We start from the raw sequence: 16,079 nt of genomic DNA on the forward strand, positions 1-16,079 counted from the left end.
GTGGGAGCAATCAATAAATTTCGTCATAGCCTTCAGGGCGCGTTTTAAAGCGACGGTGAAACCACATATATTGAGTTGGGGCAATGCGCAGTTGATTTTCAATGATCTTGTTGACGCGAGTGGCATCGTCAATTTCATCCGCACTTGGCAAGTTGTCCACAGCCGGTTCAAGCAATACATGATAGCGCGGATCTTTAATATCGCCATCACGATAAAAATACAGCGGAATTGCGGCAGCTTTGGTCATTTTAATCAAACGGCGATGTGCGGTCATCGTTGCAGCAGGTATCCCAAAAAAGGGTGCCATTACGCCTTGTTTCAGGCCATAGTCTTGGTCAGGACTATACCAAATTGCACGGCCATTTTTTAAATGACGAATCAAGCCACGCATATCATCATGATCAATTTGATTGGCATAAATGGTGGCGCGGCAGCGGTAAATCAGCATATCTAACAGCGGATTATTTTGCGGACGGTAGACGACATCTGGCTCAAAATACTGGGCACACAAATAACCACCGGCATCGAGTAATGTTGAATGCGTGCCTAGCAATAAAATCCCTTTGCCCTCAGCTTGTGCTTTTTGGAGATGTTCTAAGCCTTCAATACTGACACGACCTTTAAACCACTGCGGGCAATACCACGCGTTCAAGGTTTCAAAAATCCCAATCATTTGATCGACAAAAACCTGTCGGGTATTTTCCCGAACCTGTTCGCTGGTCCATTCTGGAAAACAGAGCTCTAAATTCCGAATCGCTGTTTTACGACGCGATTTGAGCTGATTGAATGCGACATTGCCTATAACAGTGGCTAAACGATGCTGAATGGCCCACGGTAAAATTGCCAGAATCATTAAAAATATGATTCCAATCCAAATGCCCCAATATTGTGGAAGAAGGAAAGACCATTGAAACTCACCCGGTTTGTAGTCTGGCTGTTTACTCATAATGACCGTTTATACCAAAAGTTATCTGCAGTTTAACATGAAGTTATTTTGTAAATAAAAAAGCACCTGCAAAATACTTTACAGGTGCTTTTATAACGCGACTAAATTAATCGCCTTTGCTAAGATTGTCTAATTCTTCCCAGCGTTCTAATTTTTCAAGCAATTGCTCGTCAATTTCCGTAAGGCGATTAGAAAGTTTCATCGCTTGATCAGCATCTGAAGTAAATAAAGAACCATCAGCTAATTGTGCATTGATGTGGGCTTGTTCTTTCTCAAGTGCCTCCATTTCAGTCGGTAACTGCTCTAAAGCACGTTGATCCTTATAGCTGAGTTTTACTTTTTTCGGCACAGCTGCTTCGGCTTTAGCAAAGGCTTTCTTGGCATCACTTTTCAGACCGACAGCCGTTTGATCCGGGCGTTGCTCTAGATAGTCCTGATAACCACCGATGTATTCATCAATGTGACCTTTACCGTCAAACACCCATGTTGATGTCACGACATTGTCCATAAATGCACGGTCATGCGAGATCAAAAGTAATGTACCGGTATAACCACCGAGCATTTCTTCCAGTAGCTCCAGCGTCACCATATCCAAGTCATTGGTTGGCTCATCCATCACAATTAAATTCGATGGTTTAAGGAGTAGTTTGGCAAGAAGAATACGGTTACGTTCCCCGCCAGACAACGCTTTTACCGGAGTACGGGCACGTTCAGGCGAGAACAGAAAATCTTGAAGATAACTGTAGATATGACGACGACCACCGTTCACATCAACAAAGTCCGTACCTTCAGAAATGTTATCTTTAACCGATTTTTCTAAATCCAGCGCATTACGCAGCTGGTCGAAATAAGCCACTTCCAGCTGGGTACCGGTTTTTACTGTACCGCCATGCTCAAGCTCACCTAAAATGGCTTTGATCAGGGTAGTTTTACCTACACCATTGTCGCCGACCAAGCCAATACGGTCGCCACGAAGTACCAATGCAGAGAAGTCTTTGATGATGGGTTCTTGATCGCCGAAAGCAACACTTAAATGCTCAATATCAAACACCAATTTACCCGAGCGGTTGGCATCTTGCGTTGCCATGCTGACTTTGCCCTGTTGCGAGCGACGTGCTTTCGATTCTTCACGCAAATCTTTTAGTGCACGTACACGACCTTCGTTACGGGTACGACGTGCTTTAATGCCTTGACGAATCCAGACTTCTTCTTCAGCCAAACGTTTATCGAATAAAGCATTTTGCTTTTCTTCCGCTTCCATTTGCTGCGCTTTAAGCTCAAGGTAACGTGAATAGTTGCCTTCATAACTACGCAAAGTACCGCGATCGAGTTCGACAATACGTGTTGCAATGCTGTCGACAAATGAACGGTCATGCGAAATAAATAATAAGGTTAAGTTATTTTGATCGAGCAGGAATTTTTCTAACCATTCAATACTTTCAACGTCCAGGTGATTGGTTGGTTCGTCGAGTAAAAGTACATCGGGTTGAGTGAGTAGCGCACGTGCCAATAGCACACGACGTTTACGACCACCGGATAAGTCGGCTAAATCGGCATCTGGGTCTAAACCCATTTTGCTCAAAATAGAATTTACTTTGGTTTCCAAAGCCCAACCATCGACCTGATCGAGTTTGTGCTGCAGGTTGCCCATGCGGTCGCATGCTTCCATATCACCGAGTACGCAGGCATCACTGGCTTCGTGATAGGCTCTGAGTACAGTAGCCGCTTCACCTGCGCCGTCGGCAACGATGTCTGCGACTTTACCGGAATCCATGGGTACATCTTGAGCCAGCATGGAAATGGTGATGCCATTTTGTATAGAAACTTCACCACGATCTGGCAGTAAACTTCCCTCAATGAGTTTAAGTAAAGTAGACTTACCTTCACCGTTACGGCCAATCAAACAAACTCGTTCACCGCGTTCCAAATTGAAGTTCGCGCCGTCGAGCAGGGACGGTCCGCCAAACGCGAGTTGGACATCCCTTAACGTAATATAGGCCATACTGTTTCCTGAAATCCAAAATGAGGACTTAAAATGACTAAACAAAAAAATCTTAATGATCAGGCGTCATTTTCCGCACCCATAGAAGATTTGCAAGTGCGAATTACATTTTTAGATGATTTAGTTGAACAATTAAATGAACAGGTGTCTCTGCAGCATGCCGAAATAGCTGATTTGAAAAAACAAATGCAGTTTTTGTATCAACGCATTGAGTCTGCCGATTTATCCGATGGAATTGCCAATTTTGATCCAATGGCTGATCGACCACCGCATTATTGAGTCAATTTTCACGGGTCTTATTGCTGAATTGATTTGACCTTTCCATTCAGGCTCGCTCTAATGCGGGCTCAAAGTTCCCTTACTTGTCTATTGAGATTATGTCCAATAAAGTCGTTCTTCTTGATCTTGAAAAGAATATGCCTACCGCACAATTGCTGCGAGACATCATTCAACACTACGCTGTAATTTACCTATTTAACTGCCAAGGAAAGTTTGAATACTCACTTGAAGACTTAACCGAATTTTCAAGTTGGGTCAGTAGTGGACAAGTGGTCATTTTAGAAACTGCCGAGGTCGATCAAAAAGAATTTGAATATGCGGTTGTCGTCGGGCAACTGATTGCGTTGTTAGAAACTGACACCACGATTGAAGTCATTTCTGCCATGCCAAGCAGTGAAATTCTGCTGGATATGATGCAATCCTCGGACATGACCTGTAAGCTGATTCAAATTCAGGCAGAAGAATCTTCATTCAATTCAAAATATAAAATTCCAAGTATCGAAACCATTAAGCATAAACCAGAGTTATTGTTGGTCAAAAAATATTGTGACGCTTTAAGTAAAATGAAGGGCAAACCGAACTCGATTGAGAAACTTAAAAACTCGCTGAGTAACATTTTGCAAGTTGAAACTGATCAGGCTCAGCGGCTGATTGCTTTACTAATGAATCTCAAAATTGTGAAACGTTATGAGGAGCAAATTAACTTCCGTAAAAAACTGTTGAAACAATGGGCGGAACTTGATTTAGAACCAGCAATGCCTTTGGAAACAGCAAACAACATTTCCCCAATTTTTGCTCAATTACAGACAGAATCTTGCTCAAATGAAGAGCTGGAGCATTCCGATCCGATTCAGCATGCACAAAAAGAATTATTTAAAAACTTCTCTAAAATTGATCCTGTTCAGGTCATTGTCGCGCGTAAATTGCGCGAATTAAAATCGGACAAGCCTAAAGATATTTATGCCTTGCGTGATTTGCTGGAGCAGATGTTTCCGAAATCGGATGTGAGATTATTGCTTAAGGATTTGATTGAAAAAGGATATATTTACTGGAATGGCACTGAAGTGCTGTATAGCCACGAAATGTTCTTAAATTAATTTCATCGTTGTAACTTGCGTTTTATATTGCGCTTATGCAACTCTAATAAAGGAACAGACAAGGTTGTACTATGGAAAATACCGGTATTTGGGTCGTTGGCTTCATTATTGTATTTGTTTTGGGCTCAATTTTGGGTCTTCGCGTCAGTCCGCGAGAGAAAGCATTAGGCATAATGCGTGAGAAGGCACGAAAAATGGGGCTGCACCCACGTTTAGTGGCCGCTCCCGATTGGACAAAAATTCCAATGGCCTCCTCAAGTCGTGCCAGTATGGTGGCCTATTACAGCATACTGATTCCAGATGCTCGCCTGCCTTTAATGCGTGCGCGTGTTGAAGACCAAAAGCTAAAACTTGTGCAGGGTGATGATAAGTTTAACGATTTGCCCATTGCATTAAAGGGCATTTATGCTATTGATATGCAGGCAAACTGTGTAGGACTCTATTGGGAAGAAGAATCTGACCTGCGAGCAACACAGTTAGATGACATGAAAACCTATTTACAGTCTTTGGCTGAACTTTAATTTATATACCCAACAAACAGGATTAACGGTTAACTATGGCGAACGCTCCTCGGTCTACATCCAAAAGCACCACAGCAAAATCACCGAGTGCTGCGAAAAAGCGTGCCTTAGTGATTGTGGAGTCGCCTGCAAAAGCGAAAACAATCAATAAATACCTCGGCTCAGATTACATTGTGAAATCATCCGTCGGTCACGTGCGTGACTTGCCGACCGGTGGTTCTAAAAGTACAGAAAAAAAACCTGTATCACGTGCCAAACTGACCGATGAGCAAAAAGCTGAAAAAGCACAAACGGCCTTGGTTAATCGGATGGGCGTTGACCCTGAACACGACTGGGAAGCTCACTATGAAGTGCTTCCGGGTAAGGAACACGTCGTTGCTGAACTGAAAAAACTGGCATCACAAGTCGATGAAATCTATCTCGCAACGGATATGGACCGTGAAGGGGAAGCAATTGCCTGGCATTTAAAAGAAGTGATTGGTGGAGATGATTCACGTTATCAACGTGTGGTCTTTAACGAAATTACCAAAAATGCGATTCAGGAAGCCTTTAAACAGCCATCACGCTTAGATATTGATAAGGTTAATGCACAGCAAGCACGCCGTTTCTTGGACCGCGTAGTCGGCTTTATGATTTCGCCATTGCTGTGGGAAAAGATAGCCCGCGGTTTATCGGCAGGTCGTGTGCAATCGGTTGCGGTAAAATTGGTGGTAGAACGTGAACGTGAGATTCGCGCTTTTATTCCTGAAGAATACTGGCAAGTGTTCGCAGATACCAAATCTTCAAGCGATGAGATTCGTTTAGAAGCAGTCAAACAAGGTGGCAAAACCTTAAAACTGCAAAATAAAGCACAAACGGATGCTTTATTAAAAATTTTAAATACAGCTGAATATAAAGTTACCACGCGTGAAGATAAACCGACCAAGGTTAATCCAAGTGCGCCGTATATCACCTCGACCCTGCAACAGGCTGCAAGCACACGTTTAGGTTTCTCTGTAAAGAAAACCATGACCATGGCGCAGCGTTTGTATGAAGCAGGTTTTATCACCTATATGCGTACTGACTCAACTTTTTTAAGTAATGATGCAGTCAATATGGTTCGTAATCACATTGAACTTGAGTTCGGTGAAAAGTACTTACCTGTCAAGCCCAACCTTTATGGTAATAAAGCAGGCGCGCAAGAAGCCCATGAAGCGATTCGACCTTCAAATGTGGCTTTAAAAGGTGATCAATTAGTCGGTGTCGATCGTGATGCACAGCGTTTGTATGATCTGATTTGGCGCCAGTTTGTTGCTTGTCAAATGACATCGGCAGAATACCTGTCTTCAACCATCTTAGTCGATGCCAATGGCGTGGAACTTAAAGCCAAAGGTCGTACTTTAGTTTTTGACGGTTTTACCAAAGTTCGCGCTGCCAACAAAGCTGATGATGATATTTTACTACCGGCAGTTAAAGTGGGTGAAATTCTCCAACTTGAGAAGCTTGATCCATCTCAACATTTCACCAAGCCACCGGCTCGTTTTACCGAAGCTTCATTGGTGAAAGAACTAGAGAAAAAAGGTATCGGTCGTCCATCGACTTATGCAGCAATTATTTCAACCATTCAAGATCGTGGTTATGTAAAGCTCGACAATCGTCGTCTCTATGCTGAGAAGATGGGTGAAATCGTGACAGATCGTCTCGATGAAAACTTTAACAATCTGATGAATTACGCTTTTACCGCGGATCTTGAAGGTCAGCTCGATAAAGTGGCTGACGGACAGCGTAACTGGAAAGAATTACTGGATAATTTCTACGGCGACTTTAAAAAACGCTTAACCACAGCACAGGGCGAAAACGGCATGCGTCGTAATCAACCTGTTGAAGTTGAAGCCGTACATTGTCCTGAATGTTCACGTCCAATGCAGATTCGTACCGGTACCACGGGCGTATTCTTGGGATGTTCAGGCTACAACTTACCGCCAAAAGAGCGTTGCAAGGGCACTTTGAACCTGACGCCGGTAGAGTCGCTTGCAGCTTTATCTGACGATGATGCAGCAGAAACTGCCGATTTAATGTCGAAAAAACGTTGCCCGATTTGTGAAACGGCAATGGACAGTTATGTGATTGATGGTGGTCGTAAATTGCATGTCTGTGGGAATAACCCGGACTGTGCCGGTTTTGAGCTTGAAGAAGGCGAGTTCAAAATTAAAGGTTACGATGGACCAACCATTCCATGTGACAAATGTGATGGTGAAATGCAGCTCAAGACCGGTCGTTTTGGACCCTATTTTGCCTGTACCAGCTGTGACAATACCCGTAAAGTGTTAAAGAGTGGTCAGCCTGCGCCTCCGCGTGTCGATCCAATTAGAATGGAACATTTACGTTCAACTAAACACGATGACTTTTTTGTCCTTCGTGATGGTGCAGCCGGCTTATTCCTGGCAGCCAGCAAATTTCCGAAAGTTCGTGAAACGCGTGCACCGAAAGTCGCTGAACTGCGTTCTGTAGCTGAACAGCTTGATCCGAAATATCAGTTTATTTTGCAAGCGCCAGATGTAGATCCTGAAGGTAATCCAGCATTGGTGAAATTCAGTCGTAAGAACCAGGCACAATATATTGGTTCTGAAAATGCTGAAGGCAAACAAACCAAGTGGAGTTTGGTTTACCAAGATGGAAAATGGGTTGAAGCCTAATTTTTAAGAAGTGAAAAAATGCTGACGAAAGTCGGCATTTTTTATGTGTTGATATTCCGTAGTTCAGCGGATTCTTCTCGGTATTCAATTTAATGCTTGGAGCTCATCTGTTACTTTGGTTTCGCCCAAATAAGAAACTTTAAAATATATTTTGAGTTCGCAAGAAAGGCATTTGTCATCCGCAAAACTCGTCAGATTTCTTATTTTATCTAAAAATTCGCAGAAACATTATCTATAATAATTCCGTCTGCCTCGGACAGTTACGGATGATTTTTTGTGTATCCAATTTTTGGATGGATTTTTAAAATTTTATTGCTTAATGATGAGAAGAATTAATGTGGAAAAAAATTCGGGTACTGTGTTTACTCATCATTTTATTCATCGTGGCAGTGAATGCTTACCGTGATCAAAATCAAGATTGGTCTAAGCCTATTATTGTCACGCTGCATCCTATTAATGCAGATGGGCAGGCTGTTACCCAAAACTATATTCAGTCTTTAAATTTGTCTGAATTGACTAGTGCACAAGAATACTTGAAACAGATGTCGGCAGAATATCGCGGACAACCTATTTCCATTTATTTTCAAATGGGTCGTGAACTCAAAAAGACACCTCCGAAAGTGCCTGAGCATGCAAGCATGCTGGATACCATTCTATGGAGTTTAAAGTTCCGTTTCTATGCATGGAAACAGCATGCAAGCAAAGATGGATCACCCAGTGTGACTTTGTTTTTAAACTATTATGACCCTGCACAAACGAAAGAATTAAAACATTCAACGGCCTTGCAAAAAGGGCGGATTGGTTCGGTCAATTTATTTGCGTCTAAAAAACAGTCGGAACAAAATAAAATTGTACTGGTACATGAATTACTACATGCTTTCGGTGCCACCGATAAATATGACTTGGCGACAGGACAACCGTTGTATCCAATAGGTTATGCGCACCCCAATCAAAAGCCTTTATTTCCTCAAGCCAAAGCAGAGTTAATGGCAGGACATATTCCTGTGTCACTGGATAAAAGTAAAATGCCGGATACTTTGCAACAGACATTAATTAATCAAATTACCGCGATTGAATTGGGCTGGAAAAAATAAAAAAATGTGGATAACGCTTAATTTATCCACAGCCCAACTTGCTGATGTGGATAAAAAAGTCGCATATTCATAACAGACATCTGTTTTAAAATATTGAAAAATAAACCTGTTCCTAAACAAAAGACTTGAGAATAAACATGAAAACAGTAGGAAATGATTTGATTCGACATCAACTGCATGAAAATCGAAAATGGTATTTAGGTCTGGGCATTCTGCTCATCATCTTTGGGATTGTGTTACTGGCATCTTTACCATTTGCGACTTTGTCGGTGGTCTTCCTGTTTGGTGTGCTGATGATGATCGGTGGCGTTCTACATTTCATTGCAGCATTTAAAATCTTTGATGGGGGATATCGTTGGTTGTGGGCATTGTTCGGCTTGCTTTATCTGACGGCAGGATATTATGCATTTACCACTCCTGTAAAAACGGCAATTGTTCTGACCAATATTTTAGCCATTGTTTTGATTATTGCCGGTGTGATTCGGGTGTTTAGTGCCCTGATGTTCAAGGCATATCGGGGATGGGGTTGGACACTATTTTCAGGTATTTTAACCTTGCTGACGGGGATTATTATTTTGATGTCACCCGATGCGCCGTTCTGGGTGCTGGGTCTATTCCTGGCAGTAGATATTCTGTTTCAGGGTATTAATTATCTCACTTTAGCTTCTTATATCAAACATGATGTGCCCAAAAGTTCTGCTGATGTTTAAACCCAATTCGAATAAAGAGCGCTAGATGCGCTCTTTTTTAATGTATAAAAGATTTATTCATTTCATTTTTGACAATCATGCCTAAAATTTTTGTTCTCGCTCCCGACTCCTTTAAAGAAAGCATGACTGCTGAACAAGCTTGTCAGGCAATGCAGCGTGGTATCCAGAAAGTATTTGCAGATGCACATTTTATTCATGTGCCGATGGCAGATGGTGGTGAGGGAACAGTCGAGGCCTTGGTTTCTTGCTTAAATGGACAAATAGTTGATTGTGAAGTCACAGGGCCTTTATCCACTCAAAAAGTGAAAACTTATTTTGGCTTAGTTGATAATGGTCAAACCGCTGTGATTGAAATGGCAAAAGCCAATGGCATTCATTTGCTCGATCCATCCCAGCGAAATCCCTTGCTGACGACCACTTTCGGTACAGGAGAGATGATTAAAGTGGCACTGGATTTAGGCGTGTCTAAAATCATTATAGGTTTGGGTGGCAGTGTGACCAATGATGCAGGTGCAGGTATGGCACAGGCATTGGGAGCAAAATTTTTAAATGCAGCAGATGAAACAATTCACGTCTGCGGTGGTCATTTAGATCAAATTCAAACGATTGATATTTCAGGTTTGGATCCGCGTTTAAAGCAAGTTGAAATCATAATTGCCAGTGATGTAAATAATGCTCTGATGGGAGTAAATGGGGCATCGCATGTATTTGGACCTCAAAAAGGGGCCACAGCTGCAATGGTACAACAGCTTGATCAGAACCTTTCCTATTTTGCTGAACTGGTTTCCAAACAATTAAATATAGATGCAAAAGATATTGCCGGTGCAGGTGCCGCAGGTGGATTAGGTTTTGGCTTAATGGTATTTGCCGGTGCGGGTATTCGTTCAGGTGCAGAACTGGTAATTGAACAAACTAAATTGACAGAGAAAATTGCCCAAGCTGACTATGTATTTACCGGTGAAGGCGGGATTGATTTTCAGACCAAATGGGGTAAAACCCCTTTTGGTGTAGCACAAGTGGCGAAGCGATTGAATAAACCCGTGATTGCCTGTGCAGGCCATATTGGTGATGGGGTAGAAGAACTTTATGATGCAGGCTTTAGCGCAATTTTTGGAATTATAGAGGGAGCGTGTGATTTACCAACAGCATTAGAAAATGGCGAAAAGAATCTGGAAAGAACCTGTGAAGCGATTGCTCGGACATTAGCGCTAAATTTATAACCATCACGACCAGATGCATCGAGGTAAATTTAAATATTTTTGCGTAGGTAATATCTTATTTTTCAAGGATTAAAGGGAGCACATATCCTGTGTTGAACTAATTGAATGCTAATGTTGCACAGTTCAACAGCTGACACCCATGTCGCCTTTCGGGATGACCAATATATAGGATTAGATTCAATTTTTAATCAGACCCATCTCAGATGTATGGTCAGCTCTGCTAAACTATCGCTATCCCCAAGTAGATTAGAGATTATGAGTTTAGCCGCCCTGATTGATGAATTAAACCCTCAACAAAAGCAAGCCGCAACCACCGAATCTAAGCACAGTTTGGTTCTTGCAGGCGCAGGCTGTGGCAAAACCAAAACCATTGTGGCACGTGCAGCTTATCTGATTGATCAAGGTGTACCGGCCAATCAAATCCAGATTTTGACCTTTACCCGACGTTCCGCCAGTGAAATTGTGGCACGGGTGGAGCTTGCACTGGGTGAACAGGCCAAAGGGCTTCGTGCATCGACTTTTCATACCTTCTGTATGTACTTGCTGCGTCGTATTCCCAAAGCATTTGGTCTGGAACAATTCTCGATTATTGACCGCGATGATCAGTTGATGATGTTCCGACTGATTCGGGGTAAAGATGACAAGAAAAATCCCAATACACTGCCAAAACCAAAAGAACTCTGTGATCTCTATTCTTTTGCTCGAAATACGCGGCAAAAATTAAGTCTGGCTTTAGAAAAGCAAATGCCGGAATTTCTGGAATATAAAGACCTGATTGCCGAAATCATGAAAGAGTATGAAGTCCGAAAACAGGCACGTAGCTTTCTGGATTATGATGATATTTTGGCTGTGGTGGCTTCAGCACTGGCACAATCTGAAGGTTTGGTCGATTACGTGTCTTCTATCTGTCAGCATATGCTGGTAGATGAAATGCAGGATACCAATCCATTGCAATGGGCGTTGCTTGAACCACTGAAAGATAAAACCAGCCTGTTCTGTGTCGGTGATGATGCGCAGTCCATTTACGGTTTTCGCGGTGCTGACTTTGAAAATATTCACCATTTTAAAGAGCGTGTACCCAATGCACAGATTTTTAAACTGGAAAAAAATTACCGTTCTACGCAAGAAATTCTGGATTTATCCAACTGGTTACTTGATCAAAGCCCGATTCAATATGACAAGCATTTAGACGCTTATCGGGGTGAGGGGATCAAACCACGCATGCATATTTTCCCGAATGAATTTGATGAAGCGAAATGGATAGCGATTGATATTAAAGAGCGACATTTACTGGAAGGTTCCGCATGGCATGAACATATGGTCTTGGTGCGTTCAAGTTTTGCCGCGCGGCATATTGAAGCTGCCTTCATTCAAGCCAATGTTCCTTACCGTTTTATTGGTGGCATGAAATTGCTCGAGACTGCCCATGTAAAGGATCTGCTGAGTTTGCTGCGTGTAGTTGCTAACCCATTGGATGATATTGCCTGGATGCGCTTTCTGACGTTATGGAATGGTGTGGGGGATGTTGGAGCAAGTAAACTGGCTCAACAGCTATTACTTGAGCCGGAAACTGATCGCATTTTTGAAAATTTAGAAAAATTTGGCCGTATTCCGGACAATACTTTGCTGATCATGAAACAAATGCTGGTGTTGAAAGATCAGGTACAAGCTTGTGTATCGCTGGGTATCGAGGCGTTAAAAGATCAACTTGAAGAAAATTACGCTAAAAAAGACTGGTCAAAACGCTTGGGTGATTTTGATCTGGTCAAACAATTGGCCTCGAAACACGATCAACTGAGTGAGTTTTTGGAAGAATACGTGCTCGATCCGGTGTCGATCAGTGAAATTCAAAGACAGTCACAGGATGATGTGGTTACACTCATTACCATCCATTCTGCCAAAGGTACTGAACAGAAAGTCTGTTATGTGGCGAATGTCTCGGCGGGGCAATATCCGCATGCACGGGCACAGGGTAACTTCGATGAAGTTGAAGAAGAACGCCGTGTTCTGTATGTGGCGTTAACCCGTGCCAAAAATGAATTGATTTTAACCAAGCAGAATTTGAATTTATGGGCGCGCGATCAGGTCGATGATCAGGGGCGCAAGATTGAAAGTTATTTTCTCAATGAATTAACCCGAAATTTATGTATTACCGAAACCCATTACAAGCCACGCCAACAAACCGTGAAAAGCGCTTTAATAGAACGACAGTCGATTAATTTAGATTTTGGCATTGATCTCGATTAAACTATAGCAATTGCGTTATTTTGTTTTTTATTGCGAAGTTCAAAAAGTCGAGTAGGCGAGTGCTTTTTGATGATTTTGCCTATTTTAAGGTTGTAAGATGAAAATTTTAGTTCGTAGTTTAGAACGTACAGTAACAGAAGCTGAATTGTTGAAACTATTTCAAGACTTTGGCACAGTTGAGTCATGCAAGTTGGTGCTTGATGCAACGACAGGTAAATCGAAAGGTTTTGCTTTTGTGGAAATGCCACATGCCCGTGAAGCGATCAAAGCCATTAAAGGCTTAAATACCCTTCGTTTGCACGGCCATGGTATTCGTGTAAAACAGGCTGATGATAAGCCTGAAACTGAAGGCAAAGCTGAAAAAAAATAATCAAAGGAGCGAAAGCTCCTTTTTTTTAGGGATAAAAATGAAATGAAATTTTTAGGTCCTAAATCTATTCAATTGAAATGGATCATGCATAATTTTTATTGTGAATTGACCAAAATAAAGTTTAAGCTTAAGTATGTAACAAACGCCAAAATTTAGGAATATCGCTATGTCTCGTGTTGCTCGCTTCCATGCTGACCGTACCAATCAGAAACTGTATTTTGCACGTCTTTCATGCCAACAAGCTGAGCAAACTGACAATATTCAACAGGTACAGGCACATCGTGAAGCTGCTGTATTCCATTTACATGGTGCAGTGTTGGCATTTCTACAGGAACTGGTGCGTTACTATCGTTTAAATGACTTTATGCCGACACTCAAGTCAATTGAAGACAACATGGCGGAAAAGGGACAAGTCTCTCCTGAAGTCACCGTGATGCAGCAATTGTCAAAACAAGGCTTTATTGCGGAACTAAAACGTGCCTATCGCATGTGCCAGTATGCACCGGAGCCAAGTGCACCAGAACCAGAAAATGAAACCTCATCTAACCTGATTATTAAAGTGACTCAAACGCCTCAAGCATGGTTGCCGGATACAAAAATTTTGCGAGACTGGCATCGTGATTTAACCCAGCTGATTGATGGCTTTCGTAACGAGATGGTTGAGTTTTAATCTTTTTTCTGCGCTCTTGAAGTTTTCATCATCGGCCTTATATAAATAGTCTACGTAATGCAAAGTGCAACTGCCTTTGCCACCATGTTGAACATGGAGGAACTATGTCTATAGAACAATTGAAAGAATTATTTGGTAATCAAGAAGCTATTTTAGAATTGGTTCAACTTGAAGGTGGCGAGTTGGCATTGCGAAATGCAGACTCTCAAAAAGAACCCTTGGTTAAAATTCAGTTTAATGATGAAGTGAAGTCATTATTGGGTGATCAAATGCCTGAAATTGCACAACATATGGTGCAAGCCGCTTTGTTTGCCATGATGGAAAAACAGGTCAATGAATGGCAGGCAGAGATTGTAGATGATCAACCTAAGTATTTGAGCTGATCTGTTCACAATAAAAAAACGCACTCATGAGTGCGTTTTTTTACGATGCAAGATTAATGCGTCGGTTCTTGTTGATGAGCAATCTGGATTTGATTGAGAATATGATTGGTCATATTCTTCGCCATTTCCTCTTTGGCAAAATAGACTTCGCCAATACCGTCACGACGAATCACTTCAGCTTCTTCCTTGCTTTCCGCACAGACTAAAACCTGAATTTGCGGATTCAGTGTTTTGGCAATATCCACAATTTTATGAATGTCTAAAATATCCATGGGTGACAGAACTAAGAGCCGCGCATGTTGAATATGTGCTTGAATTAATACACTCGGTTCGGTGGCATGACCGGAAACCGCTGCAATCCCTTTTTGTCGCAGTCTTTCTACGATTTCACGGTTTTCTTCGGCAATCACCACCTTAATATTTTGCGCCATTAACTCTTTGGTAATACGACGACCGACTTCACCATGTCCTACCAGCACCACTTGATCACGTAAATACTCTTGGGAGACTTCATCGGGCAGCATGGAAAGAGGATCACCGCTTCGTTCCAGTAAACGCGCCAGATGCGAGCGTTCACGAATCCATTTTTGCACCGGTTCAATAGCGGAGAATACAAATGAATTTAGTGTAATTGAAATAAGCGCACCTGCCAGAATCAGGTTTTGCCCTTCTATCGAGAGTAAATTGAGTGAGAGGCCCAAAGTAGCCAGAATAAAAGAAAACTCGCCAATTTGTGCAAGGCTGGCCCCGACCGTTAACGCAGTGTTAATCGGATAACGGAAGAACAGCACCAAAGCCATCGCTGCAATGGTCTTGCCAATCATGATGATGCCAACCACCGCAAGTACATGTAAGGGTTGTTCAATCAAAATGCGGGGGTCAAACAGCATACCAACAGAAACAAAGAATAAAATCGAAAAAATTTCACGTAATGGTAAAGTTTCTTCTTCTGCACGGTGACTGAAATCAGATTCTTTGACCACCATCCCGGCAAAGAATGCACCCAGTGCCATCGATACACCAAAGATTTTATAAGCACCAAAAGCAATGGATACTGCAGCCGCAACTACGGTCAAGGTAAACAGTTCACGCGAACCCAGCCGCGCCACAACCTGCATGATCCAGGGAACCAAGCGTTTCCCGACAATCAACATAAAGGCAATAAAGCCGGTAACTTTAAGCAGAGTCACACCTAAAGTGAGCCAGATGTTTGCATCTGGATCTGTTCCGGCAATGGGTGTACCACCCAGTAAAACTGCCGTAGCAGGGAGTAGAACCAGAACCAAGACCATGACCAGATCTTCAACCAACAGCCAACCCACGGCAATTTTACCGTTGACGGAATTCAGTAAACCGCGGTCACCTAAAGCTTTAAGTAAAACTACGGTACTGGCACAGGACAGGCTTAAGCCAAACACCAGTGCAGAACCAAAATCCCAGCCCCAGATCATGGAAACGCCTATTCCCAGTAAGGTTGCGACAGCAATTTGTAAAACCGCACCTGGTAAAGCAATTCGACGTACTTGCATCAAATCATTGAGGGAGAAGTGCATCCCAACACCAAACATCAGGAACATGACCCCGAGTTCAGCCAGTTGGTTGGCAAGATGAATATCTGCGACCACACCGGGGGTGTTCGGGCTAATCACGATTCCGGCAACGAGATAGCCGATCAGAGGGGGAAGGCGTATACGAGCTGCAATATAGCCAAAAACAAGCGCCAGTCCAAAGCCAACGGCTAATAGTATGATGAGATCTACGTCATGAGGCACTAAAAACTCCTTAAGCCTAGTTAAGGGTAAAAATACAAAAGCACAAAGAATGCCAAAAAAGTAGCTAAAGTGTAGCAAGCGGGATAAAAAAAA

General features: G+C 42.4%; 14 protein-coding genes. 11 read left to right on the forward strand and 3 right to left on the reverse strand.

Translation table 11 applies throughout. The features are described 5' to 3' along the window. Positions 1-10: 10 nt before the first annotated feature. Together lpxL and AY606_RS06540 are read right to left on the reverse strand one after the other, a co-directional pair. Positions 11-946 (reverse strand): LpxL/LpxP family Kdo(2)-lipid IV(A) lauroyl/palmitoleoyl acyltransferase, encoded by a 936-nt coding sequence (gene lpxL / locus AY606_RS06535; RefSeq protein WP_067866327.1) that lies wholly within the window; start codon positions 944-946, stop codon positions 11-13. A 106-nt stretch (positions 947-1,052) separates the two neighbouring features. Next, positions 1,053-2,948, reverse strand: a complete 1,896-nt coding sequence (locus tag AY606_RS06540; protein ID WP_067866329.1) for an ATP-binding cassette domain-containing protein — start codon at positions 2,946-2,948, stop codon at positions 1,053-1,055. A 33-nt stretch (positions 2,949-2,981) separates the two neighbouring features. Here AY606_RS06540 and AY606_RS06545 point away from each other — a divergent pair, with 33 nt between their 5' ends. The 11 genes from AY606_RS06545 to AY606_RS06595 all read left to right on the forward strand — a co-directional run bounded on the left by AY606_RS06545 (position 2,982) and on the right by AY606_RS06595 (position 14,214). Beyond that, entirely contained in the window at positions 2,982-3,227 is a 246-nt protein-coding gene (locus AY606_RS06545; RefSeq protein ID WP_067866331.1) for a SlyX family protein, read from the forward strand. A 98-nt stretch (positions 3,228-3,325) separates the two neighbouring features. Continuing rightward, entirely contained in the window at positions 3,326-4,324 is a 999-nt protein-coding gene (locus AY606_RS06550) for a hypothetical protein (protein WP_067866333.1), read from the forward strand. Positions 4,325-4,395: 71 nt separating this feature from the next. Beyond that, entirely contained in the window at positions 4,396-4,845 is a 450-nt protein-coding gene (locus AY606_RS06555) for an ammonium transporter (protein ID WP_067866335.1), read from the forward strand. Positions 4,846-4,880: 35 nt separating this feature from the next. Further along, a complete protein-coding gene (gene topA, locus AY606_RS06560; RefSeq protein ID WP_067866337.1) occupies positions 4,881-7,520 on the forward strand; it encodes a type I DNA topoisomerase in 2,640 nt (879 codons plus the stop codon). Positions 7,521-7,855: 335 nt separating this feature from the next. Then, entirely contained in the window at positions 7,856-8,614 is a 759-nt protein-coding gene (locus tag AY606_RS06565) for a hypothetical protein (protein ID WP_067866339.1), read from the forward strand. 137 nt (positions 8,615-8,751) lie between these two features. After that, entirely contained in the window at positions 8,752-9,324 is a 573-nt protein-coding gene (locus AY606_RS06570; protein WP_067866341.1) for an HdeD family acid-resistance protein, read from the forward strand. A 77-nt stretch (positions 9,325-9,401) separates the two neighbouring features. Then, the gene (locus tag AY606_RS06575) at positions 9,402-10,544 is read left to right on the forward strand and encodes a glycerate kinase family protein (RefSeq protein WP_067866343.1); all 1,143 of its coding nucleotides are present in this window, start codon (positions 9,402-9,404) and stop codon (positions 10,542-10,544) included. A 255-nt stretch (positions 10,545-10,799) separates the two neighbouring features. Next, positions 10,800-12,791: an ATP-dependent helicase gene (locus tag AY606_RS06580; protein ID WP_067866345.1), complete on the forward strand. Its 1,992-nt coding sequence runs from the start codon at positions 10,800-10,802 to the stop codon at positions 12,789-12,791. Positions 12,792-12,888: 97 nt separating this feature from the next. Further along, the gene (locus AY606_RS06585; RefSeq protein ID WP_067866347.1) at positions 12,889-13,161 is read left to right on the forward strand and encodes an RNA recognition motif domain-containing protein; all 273 of its coding nucleotides are present in this window, start codon (positions 12,889-12,891) and stop codon (positions 13,159-13,161) included. 166 nt (positions 13,162-13,327) lie between these two features. After that, positions 13,328-13,831, forward strand: coding sequence for a DUF6586 family protein (locus AY606_RS06590; RefSeq protein WP_067866348.1), 504 nt, complete (start codon positions 13,328-13,330; stop codon positions 13,829-13,831). 104 nt (positions 13,832-13,935) lie between these two features. Beyond that, the gene (locus AY606_RS06595) at positions 13,936-14,214 is read left to right on the forward strand and encodes a hypothetical protein (RefSeq protein ID WP_067866350.1); all 279 of its coding nucleotides are present in this window, start codon (positions 13,936-13,938) and stop codon (positions 14,212-14,214) included. 53 nt (positions 14,215-14,267) lie between these two features. Here the strand turns inward: AY606_RS06595 and AY606_RS06600 are convergent, their stop codons facing one another. Beyond that, a complete protein-coding gene (locus AY606_RS06600) occupies positions 14,268-15,986 on the reverse strand; it encodes a cation:proton antiporter (protein ID WP_067866352.1) in 1,719 nt (572 codons plus the stop codon). Positions 15,987-16,079: the final 93 nt, after the last annotated feature.

Source organism: Acinetobacter sp. SFB (assembly GCF_001647545.1).
Lineage (GTDB): Bacteria > Pseudomonadota > Gammaproteobacteria > Pseudomonadales > Moraxellaceae > Acinetobacter.